This is a genomic window from Acidovorax sp. 69, from assembly GCF_002797445.1.
Taxonomy (GTDB): domain Bacteria; phylum Pseudomonadota; class Gammaproteobacteria; order Burkholderiales; family Burkholderiaceae_C; genus Acidovorax.
Map to the genome: position 1 here is coordinate 1,693,239 of NZ_PGEP01000001.1, position 24,632 is coordinate 1,717,870.

Genomic DNA, 24,632 nt, shown 5'->3' on the forward strand with positions numbered 1-24,632 from the left:
CATGTGTGGAATTGCTGGCGTAGTGAACGCCATGGACGTGACCAAGGACGACGTCTGGAAAATGATCGATTGCATCAAGTACCGCGGCGTCGACGAGCAGGGCGTTGAAGCTCTCGGGCGTGCGGTGCTGGGCCATGCACGACTTGCCGTAGTCGATCCGGAAAATGGCATGCAGCCTATGAGCAGCACCGACGGCAAGGTTTGGGTCGTGTTCAATGGCGAGATCTTCAACTTCATCGAACTGCGTGAACAACTCAAGGCCAAGGGCTACAAGTTCAAGTCGCGCTGCGACACCGAGGTATTGGTGCATCTATGGTGCGAAAAAGGCGAGAAAATGCTGACCGACCTCGTTGGCATGTTCGCCTTCTTCATTTGGGATCAGCGCACCGAGACCGGCATGCTTGCGCGCGACCGCCAGGGTATCAAGCCCTGCTTCTATGCGCCGTATGAAGGTGGAATGGCCTTCGCCAGCGAAATGAAGGCGATCCTCGCCTTGCCCAAATTCGAACGCAAGGTCAACGAGACTGCGCTGGGCAACGTCTTCACTTTCAACTATTGCCCCCCGCCTGAGACCTGCTTCGAAGGCATCCGTCATCTGCCACCAGGCACTTTCATTCGTTATGGCGCGGACAAGTTCTCTGAACCTGTGCGTTACTGGAGTTGGCCGCTGGACGGCCCGCGCGTGGATGCAACGCAAGAAGATCTGGAAAACGCGCTGGACGAAGCCATCCGCCTGCAAATGCGCTTTGATGTGGACGGCGGCCTGTTGCTGTCGGGTGGCGTTGACTCGTCTGTGATCGCAACGCGCCTGGTGCCGCAGTGGAATCGGCCGCAGTTGGACGCCATCGGCCTGCGCATTGAGGACAAGGGCTTCTCAGAATATTCCTATGCCCAGCGTGTGGCAGCCGACCTGGACATTAACCTCACGGCGTTGGACATCCGCCCAGCCGATATTCCCGAGATCGCTCAGCAGGTGGTGCGCCATGCTGAGCAGCCGCACGGCGACTTTTCGTTCTTCCTGTTTTTCCTGCTGTCGCGCCAGGCGCACCAGCAGGGCAAGATTGTGATGTTCACGGGTGATGGTCCCGACGAGGTGATGCTTGGCTTCCGCCACAACGAACAGTTTTTCTCAGAGATGACTCGCGCCAACTTTCCAATGCGCAGCTACTTTGACCTCATCAGCTATACGACGGAGAAAGACCGTCGCCGGATGATGAGCCCGGAATTTTTCCCGCACACCCAGGGTGCGCTCGACAAATTCATGAGCATCATCGAACCGTTCAGCGACCTCGAGCCGATGGAGCAGGTAGCGGCTTATGAGCTTACCGCGCTCATGCCCGGCAATAACTCTGTTAAGGGCGACCGCATGGGCGCCTGCTGGTCCATCGAAGCCCGGGCGCCGTTCCTGGACCACCGTGTGAGCGAGATGTTTGCGCGCCTGCCGGTGACGTCAAAGTTTTACCGGGGCGTTGGTAAGCATTTCCTCAAGCAGATGGCCGAGCGCTACTTTGACCACGACTTCGTATTTCGTCCCAAAACCATGCCCACCCTCCCGATCGGCGAGTGGATCAAGGGCCCGCTGTACACCTGGGCGCGTGACATCTTGGCGCTGCCGGACGGAGGCCGCTTTGACAACAAGGAACTGCACGTCATGCTGGACGAACATCGCAGCGGCCTGCATAACCACACCAAGCAACTGCGTACGCTTCTCATGACCAAGCTCTGGCTGCAGGAGTTCTTCCCGCAGACTGTGTGAGCCTCACGAGAAGCAGGGGCAAGCCTTCAGAAAACACGCTGGGTAGAAACGAAGAAAGAGACCATGAAAGAGTTCGCCTCGAAAGAGTTTGATTACTACCTGGCGCAGTTTGTCGACATCCATGGCCGGCCCAAGGCCAAGCTGGTGCCGGGCAAGCATAAGGAGATGATCTTTGGAGCGGGCGCAGGCTTCGCAGGCTTCGCCATTGCAGGCATGGGTATGGGGCCGCATGGCCAGGAGTTCATGGCTGTAGGTGATAGAGCCGACGTGCGCCCAATGCCTTGGATGCCCGCCACAGCTGTCGTTACCTGCGATGGCCACGTGAATGGCAAGCCGCATGCGCTGGATTCTCGCGTGGTCGCTAAAAAGGCGCTGGCGGCTTTCCGTGAGGTGACGGGGCTCGAATTTTTTTCAGGCTTGGAGCCGGAATTCTTTCTGTTGCGCAAGGATGACGCAGGCAGTTACGTTGTGGCCACCGAGTCGGAGTCGTTGGACAAACCCTGCTATGACTTCCGCCATCTGTCCACCGTCTCGCCCTTTTTGATGCAACTGCAGTCTGCCCTCGCTGAGGCGGGTATTGATGTCTATCAGATTGACCATGAAGACGCCAACGGTCAGTTCGAGATGAACTTCACCTACGCCGAAGGACTAAAGACAGCGGACAACCTGACCTACTTCAAGATGGCAGCACAGGCAATTGCCAAGAAGCACGGCATGCTGTGCTCCTTCATGCCGAAGCCGTTTGCCGAGCGCTCGGGTAGCGGCCTGCACATGCACATGTCAGCCGGAAAGACGTTCGGCGACAATGCGTTTGAAGACGCGTCTGATCCGCTTGGCATGAGCTTGTCGCCGCTGGCCTACCAGTTCTTGGGCGGGTTGATGGCCAATGCGAACGCGCTCACGGCCATTGCCGCGCCTAGCGTAAACAGTTACAAGCGGCTGGTGAAGCTCGGCTCGCGGTCGGGGGCGACCTGGGCGCCGATCAACATCGCCTGGGGCGACAACAATCGCACGGCGTTTGTTCGCGTCCCTGGCGGGCGGCTTGAATTGCGTCTGCCGGATGCGGCGGCCAACCCTTACCTGCTTACTGCCGCGATTATTTACGCGGGCCTGGACGGTATCAAGCGCAAGTTGAGCCCTGGTGAGCCGTGCAACGAGAATCTGTATGCGATGAGCTCTGCTGAACTTGCAAAAAGAGGTATCAAACGCTTGCCGACTTCGCTGCCAGATGCGCTGGACTCCTTGGAGCAAAGTACCGTACTCACACAGGGCTTGGGCGAGGCCTTCGTGCGCGAGTTCCTTCGCGTGAAGCATTCGGAATGCGACGACCTGATGCACAACGTGTCGCCCGCGGAATTCCGCCGCTACGTTGACTTCTTCTGAGCATCGGCCTGGCTGGTCGCCGGGTACATGCCATGGCTGCAACCACCCTGTGTGATGCGCGTTGGGCAATGAAAAAAATCCTCTTCGTCACCTACGGCAGTGGCCACGTGCGTATGGTTGTCCCAGTGGCGCGCGCGCTGGCAGCCAGTGGTCTCGCGCAGGTCCAGGTGCTGGCGCTGACTACGGCAGCGCCCGTGGCCCGTGACGCTGACCTTGACGTACTTCAGTTCAAAGATTTCATTAGACCCCGAGATTCTGATGCGCTAGCGCATGGTCGCCGACTGATGGCTTGCATGAGCGGGCCGATAGCTGATCCGGCAGAGACCGAGGCCTACTTGGGCCTCTGCTGGGCAGAGCTCGAGGAGGACGTGGGGCCGCAGGAGGCCGCACGCCGCTATGCGCGCGATGGCCGTCAGGCCTTCCTGCCACTGCGACTTTTGCGGCGCATCCTGATGCAGGTCGCGCCCGCAGTCGTCGTGGCGACGAACTCACCGCGCGCCGAGCGTGCGGCCCTCATGGTGTCAAGGGAGTTGGGTCTGCCTTCGGTCTGCATGGTGGATTTGTTCTGCCTTGACGAGGTGTGGATCTGGCAGCGTGACTTTGCCGACCGCGTGTGCGTGCTCAATGACGCGGTGCGGACGTTTCTCATCACCGAAGGTCGCAATCCCGACGAGGTGAGCGTCACTGGTAACCCTGCCTTTGATACGCTGGGCGATACAGCCAGCGTCATTGCCGGGAGCTTTCTTCGCAAAGAACGCGGCTGGGAAAGCAAAAGGCTGCTGCTTTGGCCAACGCAGGTCGAGCCTGCCTTTCACCCATTCAATGGCCATGCCGGCAACCCGCAACTGCCGGCGATGGCGCTGGCCGAAGTCGTTGCATGGGTGATGGCGAGGCAAGACACCGTCCTCTGCGTGCGCCCGCGCGCTGGCGAGACCCCGCCTTCATTGCCGCAGGATGCTCGGATCGTTGTCGTGGACCAGGAAACACCGCTGGCGCAGCTTTTGCACGCCGTGGACGTAGTCGTCACACTCAACTCCACTGTGGGTCTGGAGGGGCATCTTGCGGGTACGCGACTGGTCCAGGTGCTGGGCTCGGTGTTTGATACGGCCATGCCGCTCAAGAGCTATGGCGTGGCCGACGAAGAAGCTGTGCTGGGCAGCATCGGCTCCGCGTTGGATCGGGTCGTCAGGCTGCCACGCGCGGCGGGTAGGCAACAGGCGGGCCGGGCCACCGGCCGCGTGCTTGAAGTCATCCGCAAGTTCCTATAATTCGATGGAGGTCGCTCGAAACGTTTTTCACTGCCAGATCCTACTTGGCCACCTCTGATTCAGCCTTCTATGTCATTCATCAAATCCCCAGCCCCCGTCGACCTGTCCGACTTTGACGCGAGCGACGACGAGGCCAAGGTCAAATACGGCCTGCCGCGCTATGTGCATTTCTGCAAGCAGTGCGTGATCTCTAACCAGCGGCCCAATTCGGCTGTGGAATACCAGCACACGAAGGGTAGCAAGAAGGCCACCATCGCGTTTGATGATGAGGGTGTGTGCGACGCATGCCGCTACGCAGACCAGAAGCACAACAGCATCGACTGGAAGGAGCGAGAAGACCGGCTGGCTGCACTGTGCGACAAGTTCCGTAGCAAGTCCGGCTATGACTGCCTGGTGCCTGGTTCGGGTGGCAAGGACAGTTTTTACGCCTCTCACGTGCTTAAGACGCGCTTTGGCATGCACCCGCTCACGGTGACTTGGTCGCCGCACCTCTACACCGAGTGGGGCTGGAAGAACTTTGAGTCGTGGATTCACGCTGGCCATGACAACTACCTCATGACGCCCAACGGGCGCATCCATCGGTTGCTCACGCGGCTGGCAGTCGAGAATCTGTTCCACCCGTTCCAGGCCTTCATCTTTGGGCAAAAGTCGCTAGCGCCGAAAATGGCCATCCTGCACGACATTCCTTTCGTTATCTACGGCGAGAACGAGGCCGAATACGGCAACCCGATCGGCGACACCACCAGCGCCAAGCGCGACTGGTCTTACTTCACCTCTTCGAACAAATCAGAGATCTATCTGGGTGGCACATCGCTGGACAGCCTGTATACCGACTTTGGCGTTGAAGAGCAGGACTTGCTACCTTATCTGCCGGCCGACCCGGCACAGATCGAGCGCAAGAACATCGAGGTTCACTACCTGGGCTACTATCTCAAATGGCATCCGCAAAGCTGCTACTACTACGCGGTGGAGCATGGCGGTTTTGAGGCATCGCCCGAGCGCACGCCGGGTACATACAGCAAGTACAACAGTATCGACGACCGCATCGACGACTACCACTACTACACGACCTTCATCAAATTCGGCATTGGCCGCGCTACATATGACGCTGCGCAGGAGGTTCGCTCGCGTGATATCACGCGCGATGAGGCGGTAGCCTTGGTGCGCCGCTACGACGGCGAGTTCCCCGAGCGCTTTGTGGATGAAATTTTCCGCTACCTCAGCATCACGCCTAAGGACTTTCCTAAGGCATCGAAGATGTTTGAGAAGCCCGTGATGGACCGCGCGCACTTCATGGCGCTGGCCGACAGCTTCCGCTCTCCGCACGTGTGGAGGCGCGAGGCCGACCAGTGGAAGCTGCGCCACTCTGTTTTCGATGGCCGCTGAAGCGCATCAGGCATGACCCGATTGCGCATCATTCCCCGGCTGGACATCAAGGGCTCGAACCTTATCAAGGGCATCCGTCTGGAAGGCCTGCGCGTCGTGGGCGACCCGAGCGAGTTCGCGCTGCGCTACTACGCCGAGGGCGCAGACGAAATTGTCTTCATGGACATCGTCGCCAGCCTCTATCAGCGCAACAGCTTGGCCGAAATCATCAGCCGTGCGGCCGATCAGATTTACATCCCCATCACCGTGGGTGGTGGCATCCGAACGCTTCAGGATGTGAACACCATGCTGCGCTCAGGCGCTGACAAGGTGGCCATCAACACCGCTGCGATTGCGCGGCCCGAACTCATCTCCGAGGTCTCCAAACGCTATGGCTCGCAATGCATGGTGCTGTCGGTGGAGGCCAAGCGCACTGGGCCAGGGCGGTGGGAGGCCTACACCGACAACGGGCGCGAGCACACGGGTCTTGATGCTATTGACTGGATTGAGCGGGCAGTAGCACTGGGTGCGGGCGAGGTGTTACTGACCGCTGTGGACCAGGAAGGCACGCGCAAGGGGCTGGACATCGAACTGCTAAAGGCTGTCAATGCGCGCGTGAGCGTGCCTGTGATCGCCAGTGGCGGCTTCGGCCCGGTGGAGGATCTGAAGCGCGCGGTCGACGTCGGTACCTCCGGCATCGCGATTGCCGACGCGCTGCATTGGCGGCGCATGACGGTGCAGGAGATCAAGCAGCATGCGCATCATCAGGGTCTGGAGGTACGGCAATGAACGCGCGGTCGGTGACGGTCATCGACTACGGCATCGGCAACCTGCTGAACGTGGTGCGTGCCTTGCAGCATTGCGGTGCTGACGTTACGGTGGTGGACCAGGCCAGCCAGGTGCAGGATCTACCTGAGCGTCTGGTGTTACCCGGCGTGGGTGCCTTTGCCGACGGTATGCTGGAGTTGAAGACGCGCGGCTTTGATGATCTGGTCAAGCGCTATGCGGATGCGCAGCGGCCCTTCTTGGGGATTTGCGTCGGCGCTCAGATGCTGTTCGATGTGGGCGAGGAGTTTGGAGACACGCCGGGTCTGGGGCTTATCCCTGGCCGTGTGCAGCCGGTGTCTGTTTTCGGCGCTGACGGCCAGCCGCACCGCATTCCCCACATTGGTTGGAGCGCTCTCACACTGCCGCCCGCGCGTGCTGGGTGGGAGGGGGGCATCCTCTCTTGCGTGCAGCCCGGTGAGCCCATGTACTTTGTGCACTCGTTTTCGCCCGTGCCCACGCACGAGGAGCACCGTCTGGCCGACACCTTGTATGACGGCGTGCGCATTTGTGCCGCCGTCGCGCGCGACCATATCTATGGTTGCCAGTTTCACCCGGAGCGCAGCGCGGCTCATGGTCTGTCCGTTCTTTCGGCCTTTCTGGAGCTGTGATGGCCCTGCGGGTGCTGGTCACGGGGCGTGGATCAATAGCGATGCGCCATGTGCGACATCTGAGGCAGCAGCGGCCTGATGTCGTGTTGGGCGTAGTGTCAGGCACAGGCCAGGTCGATGCATCGTTTGAGCCCTGCGATATCCTTCCCGATTTCGCGCAGGGGCTGAGGTGGAAGCCTGATGCAGTCGTCATCGCCAGTGTGTCAAGCCGTCACGCAAATGAACTGCTAGCTTGCCTGGATTTGGGGCTGCCTTGCTTGGCTGAAAAGCCGCTGGTGACGCAGCGTGCGGCGCTCGCGCAGTTGCTCGCCGCACGCGATGCCGCAAGGACTCAGGCAGCTGTATTGGTCGGTTGCAACCTGCGCTACCTGCCGGTGCTCGCGCGCGTGCGCTCCATGCTGAGGGATGGGGCCCTCGGCATCATCGTGCGCGCTCATCTTGAAGTCGGGCAGGCGTTGGCGCAATGGCGGCCCGCACGCGACGCTACGGCAACGTACAGCGCTGACCCGGAACTAGGGGGTGGGGTGGTGTTCGATCTCGTTCACGAGATCGACATGGCGCTATGGCTGCTTGGTCCTCTCACCGTGTGTGGTGCCATCGGTGGTCGCCACGGTCCGCTGACGATCCGCTCGGACGATGTGCACGTGGCCCTGCTGCAGGATAGTAACTGTAGGCCTGTGACAGTCAGTCTCGACTACGTATCCTGTCGGCCGGTGCGCCGCTATGTCTTCGTCGGTGCGAACGGTACCTTGATTTGCGATCTGATGAGCCGGCAGCTTGTGCTGGAGGGCCGCACTGGCTGTGAAGTCATCACCTTCGCTCCTGAAGATTTCGATGTCTCTGCCACTTACGGTCTACAGATGAGTGACTGGCTGCGCGCCCTTGACATGCCGGCACACGGATTGACCTCGCCGCTGGCCGACGCGTTCGCCACGGCCGACCTGATGCTGTCCATGAAGGAGGCTGCCACATGAAAATCATCAGCATCTGCGCACGCGGTGGTTCGGCGGGTGTACCGGGTAAGAACATCCGCTTGCTGTGTGGCAAGCCGCTGATCGCCTGGACCATCGAGCAGGCGCTGGATAGCGGTGAGGCCGACCACGTCTTCGTGTCCACTGACAGCGAAGAGATCGCCGTCGCAGCCCGCGCACATGGCGCCCAGGTACCGTTTATGCGCCCTGCAGAACTTGCGACGGCAACTGCTGGCAAGTTGCCAGTGATTCAGCACTTGGTGGAGTGGGTGGAAGCGAATCGTGGCCCTGTGACCCGCATCATCGACCTGGATCCGACCTCGCCGCTGCGCGATATTGCCGACATTAAGGCCTGCGCCACTATGCTGGACACTGACACCGACGTTGTGATCACCGGCTATGAGGCTGACAAGAACCCGTATTTCAATGTTGTGGAAATGAAGTCCAGCGGCTACTACGAGCGCGTGTGCAAACCCGAGAGCGAAGTCGTCGGTCGGCAGCTCGCTCCCAAGGTTTATGCGATGAATGCGTCCATTTATGTCTGGCACCGGTACACGCTCACGTCCTCCTTGTGGGCTACGCCGCGCATCCGCCTGCATGTGATGCCGCGTGAGCGTTCCATCGACATTGATCACCCCATCGACTTCGACCTCGTCGAGTTGCTGATGACGAAGAAAGGCCATTTATGAGCGATGCATTCCAGCTGGACGGCAAAGTTGTAGTGTTGACCGGCGCAGCTGGCATCATCGGTACTGAAGTGGTTCGGGAGTTTCTTGAAGCGGGCGCGCGGGTGCTTGCGCTGGACCGAGACGCGGGCGTTCTTGACGGCAAGCTTGGCACATCACATGAGACGCTGCTCACCTGCGTCGCTGACGTGTCGAGTCGGCCGTCGCTGGAAAATGCTATGACTGTCCTGCAGGAATCTTGGGGCTTACCGCATGTACTCATCAATAACGCCGCTACCAAGTCCGAGAATTTCTTCGAGCCTTTTGAGAGTTTTCCCGTTGCGGACTGGAATGAGGTCATGGCTGTCAATCTGACCGGCGCCATGATCAGTGCTCAGGTGTTCGGAGGGCCTATGGCGGCACGCGGCGGCGGTAGCATCGTCAACACGCTGTCGATCTACGGCATCGTCGCGCCGGACCAGCGCATCTATGTGGGTTCGCAATATCTCGGGCGTGCTATCAACACTCCGGCCATCTATTCGGCCAGCAAGGCGGGCCTATGGGGGTTGACGAAGTACCTGGCGAGCTACTGGGGCCACCGGGGCGTGCGTGTCAATGCCGTCACGCCTGGTGGCGTATTCAGTGGCCAGAACGACACTTTCGTAGAGAGTTATTCGCATCGCACGCCGCTTGGTCGGATGGCCAGCGCCGACGACATGGCCAACGCCATGCGTTATCTGGCCAGCGATGCCTCCAAGTACGTGACCGGGCACAACCTGGTGGTGGATGGCGGATGGACAGCATGGTAAACATCGCGTTCTCCGGCATGCCTGTTTTTGTGATTGCCGAAGCTGGTGTCAACCACAATGGTGATATGGCCCTGGCTCTCAAATTGTGTGACGCTGCCCGCGCGGCGAATGCAGACGCCGTCAAGTTCCAGACCTTCCGCGCTGAGGAACTTGTCGTGCGCGGCGCACCCACGGCAGAGTATCAGGCACGCCAGACCGGCGACCAGGACCAGTTCACGATGCTGCAACGGCTGGAGTTGTCAGAGGCGCAGCACCGCGAAATCAAGACACACTGCGACCGCATTGGCATCGAGTTTTTTTCGACTCCATTTTCGACAGATGCGGTGGATATGCTCGTGCAGTTGGGCGTGAAACGCCTGAAATTGTCGTCCGGTGAACTGACGCACCGTGCGCTGGTCGAACATGCAGCAGCAACCCGGTTGCCGCTGCTGATGTCAACCGGTATGGGCACCATGGAAGAAATCACTGAAGCTTTGACTTGGGTGCGCGCCTCGCGTGGCCACCTCGACGATGTGGTTGTGATGCACTGCACCTCGGCCTACCCTGCGGCCGATGACACACTGAATTTGACGGCGATGGATCAGATGCGCCGCGAGCTTGGTGTGCCTATAGGCTATTCTGATCACAGCCTCGGCATCGAAGCCCCGCTGGCGGCTGTGGCTCTGGGCGCCTGTGTGATCGAAAAACACCTGACGTTGGACCGTACCCTACCCGGACCAGACCACCGTGCATCGCTGGAGCCTCTGGGTTTTGCCGAGATGACCCGCGGCATCCGGCGCGTGGCCGCTATGCGCGGCAACGGCGTAAAGGCGCCTCGACTGGAAGAGCAGGACACCGCCCGCGTGGCGCGTCGCAGTGTTGTGGCCCTGCAAGACATTGCGGCCGGCGTGCCGCTGCTCCCCGAGATGCTGGGTTGCAGGCGCCCGGCGACGGGCATTGCACCGCGCGACTTGGGCGCATTGGCCGGGCGACAACTACGCCACGCAGTGGCGAGCGGCACCGTGCTGAACTGGTCCGATCTGAAGCCGGAGTCCGACGCATGAGTCTTGTGCACGCTGCACCAGCCCGACGCGTGCTTTACCTCAGTGGCACCCGGGCTGATTTTGGTCTGATGCGCAATACGCTGCAATGCGCCGCAGCCCACCCCGCACTGGCGCTGGCCGTTGTCGCGACCGGCACCCACTTGAGCCATGCGCATGGGAATACGGTGGATGACATACGTGCGGCAGGTTTATCGGTAGTGGGTGCGCTGCACGCGGACGTGCTCACTCGCACACCAGCCAGCATGTCCATCGCTGTGGCCCAGTGCCTGCAGGGAATGGCGGCTCTGCTGGAACAGCATCGACCCGATATCCTGCTGCTTTTGGGCGATCGGGGCGAGATGCTGGCCGGTGCCATTGCGGCCCTGAACCAGGGCGTGGTGACGGTGCATGTTCACGGCGGGGAGCGTTCGGGCACGGTCGACGAGCCCATGCGCCACGCCATCAGCAAGCTCTGCAGCTATCACCTCGTCGCTACGGAAGAGTCGCGTGAGCGCTTGATCCGCATGGGCGAAGCTCCGCAGCGTATCCATGTGGTGGGGGCTCCCGGGCTTGATGGCCTGACCGATTTAGCGTCGGGCGAGCGCGCAGTGGCTCTTGCGGCGCTGGATCTGCCCAGCGCCAAGCCGTTTATATTGGCGGTGTTCCACCCGGTAGTGCAACAGGCCAACCTGGCCTATGAACAGACCCGGGCCCTGATGGCGGCCATGCAACTGCAAGGCTGCCCTGTGCTCTGGCTGGAGCCCAATGCCGATGCGGGCGCCCTGGGTGTGCTCCAGGCACTCGACGAAGGCATGCTTCCCGCGGGCTCGCGGCGCATCGCTCACCTGAGCCGTGCACTGTTCGCCCAGGCCATGCGCCATGCTGCGGTGATGGTGGGCAACTCGTCGTCGGGCATCATCGAGGCGGCCAGCTTTGGCACCCCGGTCGTCAACATCGGCGACCGCCAGCGGCTGCGCGAACGCAACGCCAATACGGTGGACGTGCCCGCGGACACCGAAGCCCTGAGCGCCGCTCTGAGCGAGGCCCTGGCCCGCAAGCGCTACCCAAGCCACAACCGCTATGGCGACGGGCGGACGGGCGCACGCATCGTGGACCTGCTGACATGGCTGCCTCTGGCTCCTTGGGTGCTGGAGAAAACCAATGCTTATTGATATTTCCCCGCACCAACCTTTGCTGATTTTTGGTGCGGGCGGACACGCACGCGTCGTTGCAGACGCTTTGCTGCAAGCCCGCACCGACTGGCCATTGACCGCGACCGACCGCAATGATCGGTTGTGCCGGGGTGAGTTACTACCCGGCATCCCGCTGGCCACGGTGAGCTCCCTGGGACTCTGGGCCGGTGCCTTGCATGTGGCCATTGGTGACAACGGGGCGCGTGAAAAAGAGAGCATGGCGCTGGGCCTTTGTCAGCTGGTCACTGTGGTTCACCATCGGGCCAGTGTGTCTCCCCACGCGAAGGTGGCAGACGGCTGCTTTGTGGCAGCCCAGGCGGTGATTGCACCGTGTGCGCTGCTGGAGCGCAGTGTCATCGTCAACCACGCCGCTGTGGTGGACCACGACTGCGCCGTGGGTGCTTTCACCCATATCGCACCGGGTGCCTTGCTCGGCGGTGGGGTGCGCATTGGCTCAAAGGTCTTGGTGGGCTCTGGCGCCGTGGTGCAACCCGGACGGACCGTTTGCGACGACGTTGTGATCGGCTCAGGCGCAGTGGTGTGCCACGACATTCAACAAGCTGGCACCTACGTCGGTGTACCGGCCAGGAGAGTTTCATGAATCAGGCAGAGTTCAACGCCTTGTGCGTGGCGCCCAGTTGCACGCTGCGGGACGCCTTGTTGAGGCTGGAAGCCACGGCCAGAGGCTTTTTGATGGTGCTGAGCGAAGCGGGCCAATTGGTGCGCACACTGACTGATGGCGATCTGCGACGCGCGCGCCTCAGTGGGCTCGACGATGCAACCCTGGTGTGCGAGCTGCCGGCGCAGCTTCCCCTGGTGGTGCATGAAGACGCCACCGCGTCGGCTGTTCTCGAAAGCATGGACCGCCACCAGATCGATCACATCCCCGTGCTAGACGCGCAGGGCCACCCGGTGGATGTGGTGTTCCGGCGCGAGTTGTCCCAGCGCATCTGGCTCTCGTCGCCCCATCTGGGTGAAGAAGAAACCGCCTTTGTCGAAGAGGCATTTCGGACCAACTGGATCGCTCCCCTTGGCCCGCATGTGGATGCCTTCGAGCGTGAAATCGCGGCCCATGTGGACGTCGGCCATGCCGCTGCCCTCAGTTCCGGCACGGCCGCCATTCATCTCGGCCTGTTGTTGTTGGGCGTGCAGCCTGGCGATACCGTGTTTTGTTCTTCGCTCACGTTCGTGGGCAGCTGCAATCCGATCCTGTACTGCAATGCACGGCCAGTGTTCATCGACTCAGAGCCCTGCACCTGGAACATGTCGCCCCAGGCGCTGGAGCGCGCCTTCGAATCGGCACGTCAGGAAAACCGCATGCCGCGCTGTGTGGTGGTGGTTAATCTGTATGGCCAGAGCGCTGACATGGACGCCCTGCTACCCATTTGCGAGCGCTACGGTGTGTCAGTGCTCGAAGATGCTGCAGAGTCCTTGGGGGCCCGGTACAAAGGTCGCGCCAGTGGCAGCTTCGGCCACTTGGCGGTGTACTCGTTCAATGGCAATAAGATAATCACCACATCGGGCGGCGGCATGCTCGTCTCCAACGATGCCGCGCTGATGGCCCGGGCCAGGAAACTATCGACCCAGGCGCGCGAAGGAGCCCGCCACTACGAGCACGTAGAAATGGGCTTCAACTACCGCATGAGTAACGTGCTCGCTGGCATTGGACGCGGCCAGCTAAGGGTTCTGGATGAACGGGTGCGACAGCGCCGGCGTGTTTTCGAACGTTACCAGCAAGCCCTGTCCGATATCACCGACATCCGCTGGATGCCCGAACCTGAGGGCTATCTCACCACCCGCTGGCTCACCTGCTTCACACTCGCAGGCGAAGATGCGACTGCCCGCTGCGATGCATTGATGCGGTCGATGGAGCGGCATTCCATTGAAGTGCGGCCAGTGTGGAAACCCATGCATCTTCAGCCGCTGTTCCAGAACGCACCTTATTTCCCCCATGCCAATGGCTTCGACGTGTCGCGCCAGCTGTTTGAAACCGGCGTGTGCCTGCCGTCAGGATCCAACTTGTCTGAGGACCAGCAGGATCGGGTGATTGCCCATCTGCGCCGCGTCCTGTCGCAACCTGAGGCTCGCCGTGCGCTGGTCTAAGAACAATCTGCTGGCGTTCGTGCTAGACATGGTGCTGGTCGCACTCGGCTGGTGGCTCGCCTTCTGGCTGCGCTTCAATCTGGACACACCTGACGAATTCCAGTTGATGATGATGGATACCTTGCCTTGGCCGTTGCTCGGGTTTGGCGTCAGTTTGTTGGGCTGGGGCGTGTACCGCCATATCTGGCGCTACACCAGTGTGGCCGAGCTTACTCGCCTGATTTATGGCGTTGTTTTCGCCGCTCTTCTGACGGCTGCTGCGGTGTTGATGCTGCGCGTCGAATCTTTCCCGCGCTCGGTGCTGCTTCTGCATCCCATGTTGGTGCTGTTGCTGTTGGGGGCCGCGCGCACGAGCGCCAGATTGTTGCTTGCGAGCCGTGTACCCGCTGCATCTGCCGGTAAGCCGCTGTTGCTGGTGGGATCGGTGCAGGATGCGGCAGCGGCCTTGCCCGCGTTGCGCGGCGCGCGGCTATGGTCACCCGTGGGTATCGTGAGTCCTGTCGCTACCGAAAGGGGGCGAACGCTGCAAGGTCTGAGCGTGCTCGGTGGCATGACTGATTTGCCGCGCATTGCCAAACACACCAACGCTGCCGCAGCCGTGGTGGTCTCGGCTGTGGGCTCGGATGCGCGTCGCCAAGCGCTCATGGGTGCGAGTGAAGCGGGCTTGCCGTTGCTGACGATGCCCCGACCGGACGACTGGCTGCGCGGTGAAACGGGCCAGCCTCGGCAAATTGAACTCGAAGACTTGCTAGGCCGTACTCCCGTGTTGCTGGACGAAAAGGGACTTTCCGATCTCATCACTGGCCAAACCGTTCTGGTGACTGGCGCTGGTGGCTCCATAGGCTCAGAGTTGTGCCGCCAAATCGCACGCTTTGGCGTGGCGCGGCTCGTGTGCGTGGATGTGTCGGAATTCGCTATTTATCAGCTGGAGCAGGAGTTGCGAGCGGCCCATCCGCAAATGCAGGGCCTGTACTACACCGCCAATGTGCGCGAAGCAGATCGCTTGTTGGCGATTGCGCGCTTGCACCCGCCTACCGTGGTGTTTCACGCTGCGGCCTATAAGCACGTGCCGTTGATGGAGTCGCTCAATGAGATTGAGGCGCTGCGCACCAATGTTCTGGGGACCTTGCATTGCGCTCGTGTGGCGGGCGCGGTAGGTGCTGCTCGTTTTGTGCTGATCTCCACAGACAAGGCCGTCAATCCGACCAATGTCATGGGTGCCAGCAAGCGGCTTGCCGAGCGAGTCATGCAGGCCGTCGCAGCCGAACACGCGGGAACACGGTACGTTGCGGTGCGCTTTGGCAATGTGCTCGGTTCCAGTGGGTCGGTGGTGCCTTTGTTCACCGCGCAAATTGCGCGCGGTGGTCCGTTGACGGTGACACATCCCGATATCGTGCGCTACTTCATGACGATTCCAGAAGCCGCCCAGTTGGTGTTGCAGGCGGGCCTATTGGGGCAATCGGGGCAGATTTTCGTGCTGGACATGGGCGAGCCGGTCAAGATCGTCGAACTCGCCCGAATTTTGATTCGGCTGTCTGGCAAAACCGAGCAGGAAGTGCCCGTGGTGTTTACCGGCCTGAGGCCCGGCGAGAAGCTTTTTGAAGAACTTCTGGCCAATGGTGAGACCACAGAGCCCACTCCCCACCCCAAGCTACACGTGGCTAAGACCAATGAGGCGGGTGGTGTGGATCTTGGTGCGGTGAGCCAGAGCATGGTGGATCTGGGTGCAGAACCTTCGGCATCATCGTTGCGCGCGTGGTTGCACAGCCAGGTGCCGGAATACGCTCCGCGCTGAGACGGAAGGTGGGCGGCCGTTCTTATTGTGCAATCCCTGTCCGCTCCAGCACATCCCCCACCAGTTCAAGCCTCACCAGCGGGTTGTCCAGCTCCATCAGCCGTTGTTTGAGCTCCAGCGGCACGGGCAGCAATTCACACCAGCGGTTGGCTACCCAGCCACAGTCGTCGAGCTGTGCCGCCGTCGGCGTGAAAGCGTTGGGAGCGCCTGGATCACGTTGCTGAAGTGTGTGCATCACCTGCGCAAGCGCTGTAGCCGTCTTTTGGAGATCTTCGGGAATGGGCACCACCAGGTCTTGTTCTATGTGTTGGACATCGGCGGTCCACAGGCCGTGAAGGAGATGGTGGCGCTGGGTGATGCCAAAACGCTGGCTGCCCCGGCATAGCAGGGTAATCAACCCGGGTTGGGGGTTGTCGAGCTTCTCAATGACTGCCAGCGTGCCGACGTCATTAAATCGCTCATCAGGTGCCCCAGCTTGGCGTACTTCTTGTCCTTGGGTGAGAGATACCACACCGAACGGCGCACCTGCCTGGTGGCATTTGCGCACCATATCGAGATAACGCACCTCAAACACGCGCAGAGCCAGAGTACCTCCGGGGAACAGCACGGAGCCCAGCGGGAAAAGAGGCAGGGATGACAGAGTCAGGGGTTGTGTCATGGGTAAGGTGATGCCTTGGCCCGCTATCATCCCACGACACCATTGGCTTTCGTTGTGTCCCTTCGCTTTTGTCTTATCCATGCTCTACCAGATCGCCTCATTCCTGCTCGACGTCGTTGGTGGCCTGCTCACGGGGGCATGCCTGTTGCGTCTGTATATGCAGCTGCAGCGCGTCTCTTTTTCCAATCCTGTCGGTGGGTTGGTTTTTGCGCTGACAGACTGGCTCATCATGCCCCTGCGACGCGTAATCCCTCCTGTGGGGCGCTGGGACGTATCGAGTTTGGTGGCTGCTGTGTTGCTGCAGCTGGCGCAGTACCTTGTGTTGACACTGTTGTTGGGCGCGGCCTCGGCCTGGGCTTGGTTGCCATGGCTGGCATTGTTTGGCCTCGCTCGTGTGGCGGTGTCCGGGCTGATTGGTTTGCTGATCGTCTACGCCGTCATGTCGTGGGTGCAGGCGAGGTCACCGCTTTCGGATGTGATTGCCCGGCTGTGTGAGCCAATCCTGCGTCCATTTCGCCGCATCGTTCCGCTGGTGGGTGGTATCGACCTATCGCCGCTGGTGGCGCTGGTGTTGCTCCAGGTCGCGATGATCGTGTTGGGCCATTTGCAGGCCAGCGTAATGCGCTGACCTGGAAATATTGGTCAAAAAGACCTCTAGCGCTTATCTTTAAAGCGCTGAAAGCTATCAAAAGAATAGTATTTGATGGTGCCTGTACGACACCATGCCCCGTTGATATGGGGCATCAATCAGTCACACGGCCGCTTGGTTACATCACCGCATCGGCCGGCAGGCGCTGCAGCATGGCAAGGCTGCTGGCCACGGTGTTGCGCAACTCACGGCGGTCACAGATGAAGTCCACAGCACCCTTGGTCTGCAGAAACTCTGCACGCTGAAAGCCCTCAGGCAAGGTCACGCGCACGGTGGATTCGATCACGCGCGGGCCTGCAAAGCCGATCAAGGCCTTGGGCTCGGCAATCACGATGTCGCCCACGAAGGCAAAGCCAGCGCTCACGCCGCCCATAGTGGGGTCGGTCAACACGCTGACGTAGGGCAGGCCCTTCTTGGCGAGGCGCGTCAGGGATGCATTGGTCTTGGCCATCTGCATCAGTGACAGCAGGCCTTCTTGCATGCGTGCGCCGCCGGTGGCGGTAAAGCAGATGAAGGGTACCTTTTGCTCAATGGCGGTTTCCACACCGCGCACAAAGCGCTCGCCCACGACGGAGCCCATGGATCCGCCCATGAAGTCGAACTCGAAGCAGGCTGCCACCACGTTGATGCTCTTGACCGCGCCACCCATCACGATGAGGGCATCAGTTTCACCGGTGTTTTCCAGCGCTTCTTTCAGGCGTTCGGGGTACTTGCGGCTGTCCTTGAATTTGAGGGCGTCCACCGGCAGAACTTCCTGGCCGATCTCGTAGCGGCCTTCGGCATCCAGGAACGAGTCCAGGCGCGCACGGGCGCCGATGCGGTGGTGGTGGCTGCAGTGGGGGCAAACGTTCTGGTTGTGCTCCAGGTCGGCTTTGTAGAGCACCGTTTCGCAACTCGGACACTTGATCCACAGGCCTTCCGGCACCTGGCGGCGTTCAGTGGGGTCTGTTTGCTGGATTTTGGAGGGCAGAAGTTTTTCGAGCCAGGACATGGTGTTTTCCTCTTCATTGGCACGGCCTGCAGTGAAACTGGTGGGTGTTCACTGGGGGCAGGCCGAGTGTGAATCTGTGGGCGCGCTCCGCAAGGTGCGCCGGGCTGCATTATGCGTCCAGCGCTTTTCGTATACCGCGCAGAAAGTCAATGGTGAGCGGGACCACTTTGGCATGTTCCTGGTCTTCAATCAGCTGGATGATGCGGCTGCCGATCACCACGGCGTCCGCCACCTTGCCAATGGCCTGGGCTGTGGCGGCATCCCGGATGCCGAAGCCCACACCCACCGGGATGTGCACATGCTGGCGGATGCGCGGCAACATTTGCTCCACAGCCGCAGTGTCGAGCGCACCGGAGCCCGTGACACCCTTGAGCGACACGTAGTACACATAGCCACTGGCGACGCGGGCCACTTGGGCCATGCGTTCGTCCGTGCTGGTGGGGGCCAGCAGGAAGATCAGGTCCATGCCGTGAGCGCGCAGACTGGCGGCGAAGGCTTCGCATTCCTCCGGTGGATAGTCCACGATGAGAACGCCGTCCACACCGGCGGCGGCAGAGTCACGCACAAATGCGCCGATGCCGTGCTTCTGGTCGTAGCGTTCCACGGGATTGGCGTAGCCCATGAGTACCACCGGCGTGGTGCTGTTGCGCTTGCGGAATTCGCGCACATGGTCCAGCACCTGCACCATGCCGATGCCCAGGCTGAGGGCTTTCTCGCCCGCCTTCTGGATGACGGGGCCGTCGGCCATGGGGTCAGAGAAGGGCACGCCCAACTCAATGACATCAGCTCCGGCCTCGACCATGCCGTGCATGAGGGCGGGTGTGATGTCGGCAAACGGGTAGCCTGCAGTCACATAGGGAATCAGCGCTTTGCGGCCCTGGGCCTGGAGCGCAGAGAAGGTCGAATCGATACGGCTCATTGTTTGACCACCTTGATAGCTTGCTCGCCGCCCTTGACGGACTGGCCTTGGCAACTGGGGCGACAGTAAAAATCTGCGCCGCTGAGGTCAGCCACAGTACCGATATCCTTGTCGCCCCGGCCCGAGAGGTTGACGAGAATGGACTGGTCGGCGCGCATGGTTTTGGCCAGCTTCATGGCGTAGGCCACGGCATGGCTGGATTCGAGCGCGGGGATGATGCCCTCGGTGCGGCACAGGTAATGAAAGGCGTCCAGCGCTTCCTGGTCGGTGATGCCCACATATTCGGCACGCCCGATTTCCTGCAGCCACGCGTGTTCTGGCCCCACGCCAGGGTAGTCCAGCCCGGCGCTGATGCTGTGGGTTTCTGTGATCTGACCGTTGTCGTCCTGCAAGATGAAGGTGCGGTTGCCATGCAGCACGCCCGCGCTGCCTTTTTGCAGCGATGCCGAGTGTTTGCCTGAGTCCAGTCCCTCACCAGCCGCTTCTACACCGATCAGGCGGGTTTTTTCGAAAGGGATGTAGGGGTGAAAAATCCCCATCGCGTTGCTGCCACCGCCCACGCAGGCGATCACTACATCGGGCTGCTCGCCCAGCACCTTCTGTTCGGTCAGCATGGCGGGCATTTGCTCGATGCATTCCTTGCCGATGATGCTTTGGAAATCGCGCACTATCATGGGGTAGGGGTGGGGGCCCGCCACCGTGCCGATGATGTAGAAGGTGTTGTCCACATTGGCCACCCAGTCACGCATGGCTTCGTTGAGCGCGTCCTTCAGGGTCTTGCTGCCCGACTCCACGGGAACCACGGTGGCACCCAAGAGCTTCATGCGGTAGACGTTGGGGCTTTGACGTTTGACGTCCTCAGCACCCATGTACACCACACATTCCAGTCCGTATCGGGCGCAAATCGTGGCTGTGGCCACACCGTGCTGGCCCGCGCCGGTTTCGGCAATCACGCGGGGCTTGCCCATGCGTTTGGCGAGCATGGCCTGGCCGATCACGTTGTTGATCTTGTGGGCGCCGGTGTGGTTCAGGTCCTCACGTTTGAGGTAAATCTGCGCGCCACCCATTTCGCGGCTGGTGCGGGCCGCGTGGTACACGGGGGAGGGGCGGCCCACGAAATGCTTGAGTTCGTAGTGGAACTCGGCCAGGAACTCAGGGTCGTTCCGGTAGCGCGCGTAAGTTTCGCGCAGTTCCTGGATCGCGTGGGTCAGGGTTTCGCTGACAAAACTGCCGCCGTAGGGCCCAAAGTGGCCCGAGGGATCAGGTTGCTGATAGGAATTCATGGGGGTTCTTCGCAAGTTGTGCATCGGCCGCACGCACGGCGGCTACGAAACGTTGAATTTTTTCGGCGTCCTTGATGCCCCTGATGGGTTTGCCATCGGGGCCGCTGGCTTCGACGCCTGAACTGACATCAACCGCCAGCGTCTTGCAACGCGGGCGGACTTGCAAAATGCCATCGGTCACGTTTGCAGGCGTGAGTCCACCAGACAAAACGAGGTGAGAGTTGACGCTTGGTGGAAGGAGTGACCAATTGAATGCCTTGCCACTTCCGCCATAACCGTCGACATGGGCGTCGAGCAGGATGGCTTGGGCGTGAGAGTAATCGTGGGCGTATTTTACGAGGTCAAACCCGGCCGCACCGTCGCCCAGGGGAATTCGTGCCGCGCGCAGGTAGGGCCGCGCGCCTTGGTGGGTGGCGGTCAGGCAGTCCTGTGGAGATTCATCACCATGAAATTGGACTGTTGCGCCCGCTATCAAAGCGCTGGCAGCTATCACATTAGTAGTAGCCTCGTTCACGAACAGCAAAACTGGCGTCACAAAAGGAGGCAGGCGGCGGGCCAGTTCGGCAGCACGCTCAGGGGTCACAGCGCGTGGGCTGGGGGCGTACAGCACGAACCCCACGGCGTCAGCACCGGCCGCCACGGCGGCATCGACGTCTTGCTCGCGGGTCAGTCCGCAGATTTTGATGCGGGTGCGCGAAGCGGAGAGCGTGGGGGCAATCTTTTCAGCATTCATGGCAGCCAATCATACGCAGCCGTGCGCTGGGGCAGTCCCCAGGTGGCGTCATAGATTGGCCCTTGAAAATACAGCCCATCCGGGGAGAACGTCGGCGCCGCCGCATCGCGTGATTTGGCCGCGAGCACTTGTGCGATCCATCCGGGGGGCTGGTTGCCCTGACCTATCGCAATGAGGCAGCCCATGATGTTGCGGATCATGTGGTGCAAAAAGGCGTTGGCTTCGAATTCAAAACGCCAATAGCAGGGGCTCCAGCCCAGTTCTGGGTGGGGCTCGCTCAGGCCGCGGCGGGCAATGTCGATGCGTCGTAGCGTTTTGATGGGCGACTTGGCCTGGCATGCCGAGGCCCGGAATGAAGTGAAGTCATGTTCACCCAGCAACTGATCTGCGGCTTGCCGCATTGCATCATGATCCAGCGGGTGGTAAACCCAGCCCACCCGCCCGGCATCCACGCTGGGCCGCACGGGCGATTGCAGCAGCACGTAAGCGTAGCGCCGCGCCACAGCACTGGCGCGGGCGTGAAAATGGTGGGGCACGGACTGGGCCCACTGCACAGCGATGTCAGCGGGCAGGAAGGTGTTGGTGCCGCGCACCCAGGACGATGAAGGTCGCTGCAGCGGTGTGTCGAAGTGCACGACCTGCATCAGGCCATGCACGCCGGCGTCTGTGCGGCCAGCACACAGGGTGCTCACAGGGTGCGTGGCAAAGCGGCCCAAGGCCGCTTCGAGTTTGTCTTGAACCGTGTTTCGAGACAACTGGCTTTGCCAGCCACTATAGGTCTGACCGTTGTAACTGACACCCAGCGCCACCCTTGTCATGGCGTGGCCCGGGGTCGGAGCGGTTGAAAGGCTTGCTTGCCGCAGGGGCTGCATCAGCCCAATTCGGCCAGCATGCGCTGCGCCCGGGTTTTGAGCGCCCCGCTGGACTCTGCCACAACTTCTTCAATCAGCGTACGGGCGCCGTCGGTGTCGCCAATGGCATTGAACTCTTCGGCCAGGGCCAGTTTGGTGGCCAGCGGGTCATCTTGGGCAGCGGCTGAACCATCATCTGTGAACTCAGGCGCTGGCGCGGTCATCTTGGCCGCAGGGGCTGCCATGGGTTTGGATGGTGCATTCAAGTCCAGCGACAGCTCTCCGAGATCAAACTCCATGGGGCCGGAGTCCTTGGCGTCACCCGTCAGTGGCATTGGGCCTGACGGGGCCATGCTCAGATCATCTGCGCTCGGGAAGTCCAGGTCGGCGACAGGAGGGGCCGCCATCATGGGGCTGGAAGTCGTGTCTTGGCCACTCCATGCGGGGGCAGTCGCGGAGGTGATATCCGGCAGGTCCAGTTCCGGACGCAGCGTTTGGGGTTCGTCTGCCTCTGGGGTGGTACTGCGGTTGGCAGCGGCAGCGGCCGCTGCTGCAAATCCGCCCGCCGCTGCGGGTGGTGCGTCGGTCAATGCATCGTCGGGCAAGTCCAGGTCCAGGTCGAGATCGAGGTCTGGAGGCAATGCGGCACCTGGGTTGCCCGCACCCGTGAAGGTGCTGGCAAAACCGCCGGGCGGCAGCGATGGAGACTCGTCTTCGCCCATGCCTGGACGACCGCCAGGTTGGTAGATGCGGTTCTCGGGCTCCAGGTCGCGGCCTAACTCGGCAATGCGCGCCCAATCGGGGCCTTCACCTTGTGTCAGCTTGAAGACCTCGCCAGCGACAGCTTCCAGGGCCTTGCGGTCCTGGCGTTTGGCATAGATCTCGCCGAGTTTGACGTGTACGGAGACGCGGCCGGGGTTGTGGCGCACAGCCTCTTTCAGGATTTCTTCTGCCTGCAGGTCTCGGCCGTAGGCGAGGTACACGTCGGCTTCCGCCACAGGGTCCACGTCGCCACCGGCATCCAGTTGGCTGGGCGAGTAAGCCATGGAAGAACCCGTGGTCATCTCGCTGTTGGCCGTGTCCACACGCTGACCGCCACTGGCGCCGAAGAACGAGTCAGGCTGGATGCGGCTTTCAAGGAAAGAGCTGTCCACGCCACCGTTTTGACGGCGCCGTTGCACGACGCGGTATGCACCAAATCCCAACAGAGCGGCCACCAGAATACCGCCGCCGATGGGCAGGAGTGGGTCGTCCATGAGACCTGCCAGGAAGCCAGGCTCTTCGGCTGGGGCTGGGGCCGGTACGGGTTTTGGTTTCGGGGCAGGCGGCGCAGGGACAGCTGGTGCTTCTGCTGCAGGCGCCGAGGCGGCTTCCGCAGGAACAGTGACCTCAGACGCAGCACTGTTGGCGGGGACGGGGGTAGATGCTGGAGTTTCAGGCGCAGGTGGAGCGGTGGGTGTGGCGGGCACCGCCGGCGTTTGTACAGCGACCCCTGCCGGGGCGCTGGCCGTGCCTGCAGCAGCAGCGGCTGCACCACCTGCAGCAGCGCTGGCTGCGCTCAGTTTGTTCAGGTCGGTGATGTTCTTGGACAACTCCGCCATCCGGGTGGCTGCTTCTCCTGCCTGTTTGTCTTTGGCGACCTGCTCTTCGGCCGCCTTTTGGCCCTTGACAGAACCTTTGGACAGCGTGAGCTTGTCCGGCGCAGCGGTGGCGGGTTTCTTGTCCTCCACCTTGGTCTGAACGGCTCCGGAAGCAGAGCGTTGCGCCGCAGCGACTTCTGTCGTGGGGGCTGCGCCCGCAAGTTTGCGGCGGAAATCATTGAAATCGCGCGCTTGCGCCGCGAGAATCTGCCGTGCCTCGGGGGCCGTGGTGGACTGGGCTGCAGCCTGATCTGGCATTTGCAGAACCGCACCGGCCTTGAGGCGGTTGACGTTGCCCTGGATGAAGGCGTCAGGGTTGGATCGCATCATGGCGACCAGCATTTGGTCGAGCGAGACGCCTGCAGGTTTGTAAGTGCTGGCAATGCGGCCGGCCGTGTCGCCCGCTTGCACTGCCACGCCGTCGGTAGGGGTTGCGCGTGGCGCAGCAGTCGCAGCCGCTGGCCGAGAGGCCGCAGGCTCTGTGGCCCGAGGGGCTGCTGCGGGCGCTCGTACTGCGGGCGCTTGTGTCGCCGATGGCGCTGAAATCTGTGGCGATGCAGTCACCGCAGGGGCTGCGCGGCGCAGCGTTGGCGGGTCGAACAGCATGGTGTAGCTGCGCACGATGCGGCCAGATCCCCAATTGGCGTCCAGGACCAGATCCAGGAAGGGTTCGTTGACTGGGCGATCACTTGATAAGCGAAGGACCGCCGTACCATCCGGCCGGCGCTGCAGTTGAATCTGCAGGTTGTTCATCGTTTGCGTGTATTCCATGCCCTGCGAGCGGAAGACCTCTGGGGCTGCCGTGGTGGCGCGCAAAGTGTCGGCTTCTGCCGGTGTGATCTGGGGCAGGTCAATTTCAGCGCGCAGGGGCTCGCCCAAAGCCGACTGCACGGTAATACGGCCCAATGCCAGAGCGGATGCATCGCTGGCATAGAAACCAGCAGAAGCGACGGCCGCAGCCGCCAAGACAGAAAATTTCCAACGATGCATGTTTGCGAACAACTGATTAGGATTTTTTGCGGCTCGGACGAGCGATGCTTTTTTTCTCATGGTCTGATCCCCGCCCCGGCGCGTGAAAATATGTAAAAAGCACCATAGCATCAATGTTTTGCACTGACAAGCTGAGGTGGCTCTGAAGCTTT

At 61.3% G+C, this 24,632-nt stretch carries 22 protein-coding genes; 15 read left to right on the top strand and 7 right to left on the bottom strand.

Features of this window, described 5'->3' with window-relative positions; genetic code table 11:
- The first annotated feature begins 1 nt into the window (after position 1).
- From asnB to CLU85_RS07845, 14 genes are all read left to right on the top strand, one after another.
- The gene (asnB, locus tag CLU85_RS07780) at positions 2-1,756 is read left to right on the top strand and encodes an asparagine synthase (glutamine-hydrolyzing) (protein ID WP_100409764.1); all 1,755 of its coding nucleotides are present in this window, start codon (positions 2-4) and stop codon (positions 1,754-1,756) included.
- A gap of 63 nt (positions 1,757-1,819) precedes the next feature.
- A complete protein-coding gene (gene glnT / locus CLU85_RS07785) occupies positions 1,820-3,139 on the top strand; it encodes a type III glutamate--ammonia ligase (RefSeq protein ID WP_100409765.1) in 1,320 nt (439 codons plus the stop codon).
- Between the two features lie 32 nt (positions 3,140-3,171).
- A complete protein-coding gene (locus CLU85_RS07790) occupies positions 3,172-4,407 on the top strand; it encodes a UDP-glycosyltransferase (RefSeq protein WP_157803943.1) in 1,236 nt (411 codons plus the stop codon).
- A gap of 69 nt (positions 4,408-4,476) precedes the next feature.
- Positions 4,477-5,793 (top strand): N-acetyl sugar amidotransferase, encoded by a 1,317-nt coding sequence (locus CLU85_RS07795; RefSeq protein ID WP_100409767.1) that lies wholly within the window; start codon positions 4,477-4,479, stop codon positions 5,791-5,793.
- Between the two features lie 12 nt (positions 5,794-5,805).
- On the top strand, positions 5,806-6,561 hold the full coding sequence (gene hisF, locus CLU85_RS07800; RefSeq protein WP_100409768.1) for an imidazole glycerol phosphate synthase subunit HisF: 756 nt from the start codon (positions 5,806-5,808) through the stop codon (positions 6,559-6,561).
- On the top strand, positions 6,558-7,208 hold the full coding sequence (gene hisH / locus CLU85_RS07805) for an imidazole glycerol phosphate synthase subunit HisH (RefSeq protein WP_100409769.1): 651 nt from the start codon (positions 6,558-6,560) through the stop codon (positions 7,206-7,208). Before hisF ends, hisH begins: the two co-directional genes overlap by 4 nt.
- Positions 7,208-8,182 carry a Gfo/Idh/MocA family protein gene (locus tag CLU85_RS07810; RefSeq protein WP_100409770.1) on the top strand — a complete coding sequence of 325 codons (975 nt, stop codon included), beginning with the start codon at positions 7,208-7,210 and terminating at the stop codon, positions 8,180-8,182. Before hisH ends, CLU85_RS07810 begins: the two co-directional genes overlap by 1 nt.
- Positions 8,179-8,868, top strand: a complete 690-nt coding sequence (locus tag CLU85_RS07815; protein WP_100409771.1) for an acylneuraminate cytidylyltransferase family protein — start codon at positions 8,179-8,181, stop codon at positions 8,866-8,868. The genes CLU85_RS07810 and CLU85_RS07815 overlap by 4 nt, the downstream gene beginning before the upstream one ends.
- A complete protein-coding gene (locus CLU85_RS07820; RefSeq protein WP_100409772.1) occupies positions 8,865-9,653 on the top strand; it encodes an SDR family oxidoreductase in 789 nt (262 codons plus the stop codon). Before CLU85_RS07815 ends, CLU85_RS07820 begins: the two co-directional genes overlap by 4 nt.
- Positions 9,638-10,696 carry an N-acetylneuraminate synthase gene (gene neuB, locus CLU85_RS07825; RefSeq protein WP_232727763.1) on the top strand — a complete coding sequence of 353 codons (1,059 nt, stop codon included), beginning with the start codon at positions 9,638-9,640 and terminating at the stop codon, positions 10,694-10,696. Before CLU85_RS07820 ends, neuB begins: the two co-directional genes overlap by 16 nt.
- Entirely contained in the window at positions 10,693-11,847 is a 1,155-nt protein-coding gene (gene neuC / locus CLU85_RS07830) for a UDP-N-acetylglucosamine 2-epimerase (protein ID WP_100409773.1), read from the top strand. Before neuB ends, neuC begins: the two co-directional genes overlap by 4 nt.
- Positions 11,837-12,469: a NeuD/PglB/VioB family sugar acetyltransferase gene (locus tag CLU85_RS07835; protein WP_100409774.1), complete on the top strand. Its 633-nt coding sequence runs from the start codon at positions 11,837-11,839 to the stop codon at positions 12,467-12,469. The genes neuC and CLU85_RS07835 overlap by 11 nt, the downstream gene beginning before the upstream one ends.
- On the top strand, positions 12,466-13,971 hold the full coding sequence (locus CLU85_RS07840) for an aminotransferase class I/II-fold pyridoxal phosphate-dependent enzyme (protein ID WP_100409775.1): 1,506 nt from the start codon (positions 12,466-12,468) through the stop codon (positions 13,969-13,971). The genes CLU85_RS07835 and CLU85_RS07840 overlap by 4 nt, the downstream gene beginning before the upstream one ends.
- Positions 13,958-15,766, top strand: coding sequence for a nucleoside-diphosphate sugar epimerase/dehydratase (locus CLU85_RS07845; protein WP_232727764.1), 1,809 nt, complete (start codon positions 13,958-13,960; stop codon positions 15,764-15,766). Before CLU85_RS07840 ends, CLU85_RS07845 begins: the two co-directional genes overlap by 14 nt.
- A gap of 22 nt (positions 15,767-15,788) precedes the next feature.
- On the opposite strand, the gene CLU85_RS07850 is transcribed toward CLU85_RS07845, so the two are convergent.
- Positions 15,789-16,424, bottom strand: a complete 636-nt coding sequence (locus CLU85_RS07850) for an LON peptidase substrate-binding domain-containing protein (protein ID WP_100409776.1) — start codon at positions 16,422-16,424, stop codon at positions 15,789-15,791.
- A 79-nt stretch (positions 16,425-16,503) separates the two neighbouring features.
- Between CLU85_RS07850 and CLU85_RS07855 the strand changes: the two genes are divergently transcribed.
- Positions 16,504-17,052, top strand: a complete 549-nt coding sequence (locus tag CLU85_RS07855) for a YggT family protein (protein WP_100409777.1) — start codon at positions 16,504-16,506, stop codon at positions 17,050-17,052.
- 139 nt (positions 17,053-17,191) lie between these two features.
- Here the strand turns inward: CLU85_RS07855 and accD are convergent, their stop codons facing one another.
- From accD to CLU85_RS07885, 6 genes are all read right to left on the bottom strand, one after another.
- Positions 17,192-18,064, bottom strand: coding sequence for an acetyl-CoA carboxylase, carboxyltransferase subunit beta (gene accD, locus CLU85_RS07860; protein WP_100409778.1), 873 nt, complete (start codon positions 18,062-18,064; stop codon positions 17,192-17,194).
- 109 nt (positions 18,065-18,173) lie between these two features.
- Positions 18,174-18,983, bottom strand: a complete 810-nt coding sequence (gene trpA / locus CLU85_RS07865) for a tryptophan synthase subunit alpha (protein ID WP_100409779.1) — start codon at positions 18,981-18,983, stop codon at positions 18,174-18,176.
- Entirely contained in the window at positions 18,980-20,266 is a 1,287-nt protein-coding gene (trpB, locus tag CLU85_RS07870) for a tryptophan synthase subunit beta (RefSeq protein WP_100409780.1), read from the bottom strand. Before trpB ends, trpA begins: the two co-directional genes overlap by 4 nt.
- A complete protein-coding gene (locus tag CLU85_RS07875) occupies positions 20,244-20,999 on the bottom strand; it encodes a phosphoribosylanthranilate isomerase (RefSeq protein WP_100409781.1) in 756 nt (251 codons plus the stop codon). Before CLU85_RS07875 ends, trpB begins: the two co-directional genes overlap by 23 nt.
- The gene (gene truA / locus CLU85_RS07880) at positions 20,996-21,817 is read right to left on the bottom strand and encodes a tRNA pseudouridine(38-40) synthase TruA (protein WP_100409782.1); all 822 of its coding nucleotides are present in this window, start codon (positions 21,815-21,817) and stop codon (positions 20,996-20,998) included. The genes CLU85_RS07875 and truA overlap by 4 nt, the downstream gene beginning before the upstream one ends.
- A 53-nt stretch (positions 21,818-21,870) precedes the next feature.
- Positions 21,871-24,480 (bottom strand): FimV/HubP family polar landmark protein, encoded by a 2,610-nt coding sequence (locus tag CLU85_RS07885; RefSeq protein WP_100409783.1) that lies wholly within the window; start codon positions 24,478-24,480, stop codon positions 21,871-21,873.
- Positions 24,481-24,632 lie beyond the last annotated feature (152 nt).

Excerpts from the sequence above, each read along its gene's own strand:
- CLU85_RS07855 (WP_100409777.1), top strand. The coding sequence starts at position 16,504 with ATGCTCTACCAGATCGCCTCATTCCTGCTCGACGTCGTTGGTGGCCTG.
- hisF (WP_100409768.1), top strand. The coding sequence starts at position 5,806 with ATGACCCGATTGCGCATCATTCCCCGGCTGGACATCAAGGGCTCGAAC.
- CLU85_RS07875 (WP_100409781.1), bottom strand. The coding sequence starts at position 20,999 with ATGAATGCTGAAAAGATTGCCCCCACGCTCTCCGCTTCGCGCACCCGC.
- CLU85_RS07810 (WP_100409770.1), top strand. The coding sequence starts at position 7,208 with ATGGCCCTGCGGGTGCTGGTCACGGGGCGTGGATCAATAGCGATGCGC.
- CLU85_RS07840 (WP_100409775.1), top strand. The coding sequence starts at position 12,466 with ATGAATCAGGCAGAGTTCAACGCCTTGTGCGTGGCGCCCAGTTGCACG.
- CLU85_RS07815 (WP_100409771.1), top strand. The coding sequence starts at position 8,179 with ATGAAAATCATCAGCATCTGCGCACGCGGTGGTTCGGCGGGTGTACCG.
- CLU85_RS07790 (WP_157803943.1), top strand. The coding sequence starts at position 3,172 with ATGGCTGCAACCACCCTGTGTGATGCGCGTTGGGCAATGAAAAAAATC.
- truA (WP_100409782.1), bottom strand. The coding sequence starts at position 21,817 with ATGACAAGGGTGGCGCTGGGTGTCAGTTACAACGGTCAGACCTATAGT.
- trpB (WP_100409780.1), bottom strand. The coding sequence starts at position 20,266 with ATGAATTCCTATCAGCAACCTGATCCCTCGGGCCACTTTGGGCCCTAC.
- CLU85_RS07835 (WP_100409774.1), top strand. The coding sequence starts at position 11,837 with ATGCTTATTGATATTTCCCCGCACCAACCTTTGCTGATTTTTGGTGCG.
- CLU85_RS07885 (WP_100409783.1), bottom strand. The coding sequence starts at position 24,480 with ATGCATCGTTGGAAATTTTCTGTCTTGGCGGCTGCGGCCGTCGCTTCT.
- hisH (WP_100409769.1), top strand. The coding sequence starts at position 6,558 with ATGAACGCGCGGTCGGTGACGGTCATCGACTACGGCATCGGCAACCTG.
- asnB (WP_100409764.1), top strand. The coding sequence starts at position 2 with ATGTGTGGAATTGCTGGCGTAGTGAACGCCATGGACGTGACCAAGGAC.
- neuC (WP_100409773.1), top strand. The coding sequence starts at position 10,693 with ATGAGTCTTGTGCACGCTGCACCAGCCCGACGCGTGCTTTACCTCAGT.
- glnT (WP_100409765.1), top strand. The coding sequence starts at position 1,820 with ATGAAAGAGTTCGCCTCGAAAGAGTTTGATTACTACCTGGCGCAGTTT.
- CLU85_RS07820 (WP_100409772.1), top strand. The coding sequence starts at position 8,865 with ATGAGCGATGCATTCCAGCTGGACGGCAAAGTTGTAGTGTTGACCGGC.
- CLU85_RS07795 (WP_100409767.1), top strand. The coding sequence starts at position 4,477 with ATGTCATTCATCAAATCCCCAGCCCCCGTCGACCTGTCCGACTTTGAC.
- CLU85_RS07850 (WP_100409776.1), bottom strand. The coding sequence starts at position 16,424 with ATGACACAACCCCTGACTCTGTCATCCCTGCCTCTTTTCCCGCTGGGC.
- neuB (WP_232727763.1), top strand. The coding sequence starts at position 9,638 with ATGGACAGCATGGTAAACATCGCGTTCTCCGGCATGCCTGTTTTTGTG.
- accD (WP_100409778.1), bottom strand. The coding sequence starts at position 18,064 with ATGTCCTGGCTCGAAAAACTTCTGCCCTCCAAAATCCAGCAAACAGAC.
- trpA (WP_100409779.1), bottom strand. The coding sequence starts at position 18,983 with ATGAGCCGTATCGATTCGACCTTCTCTGCGCTCCAGGCCCAGGGCCGC.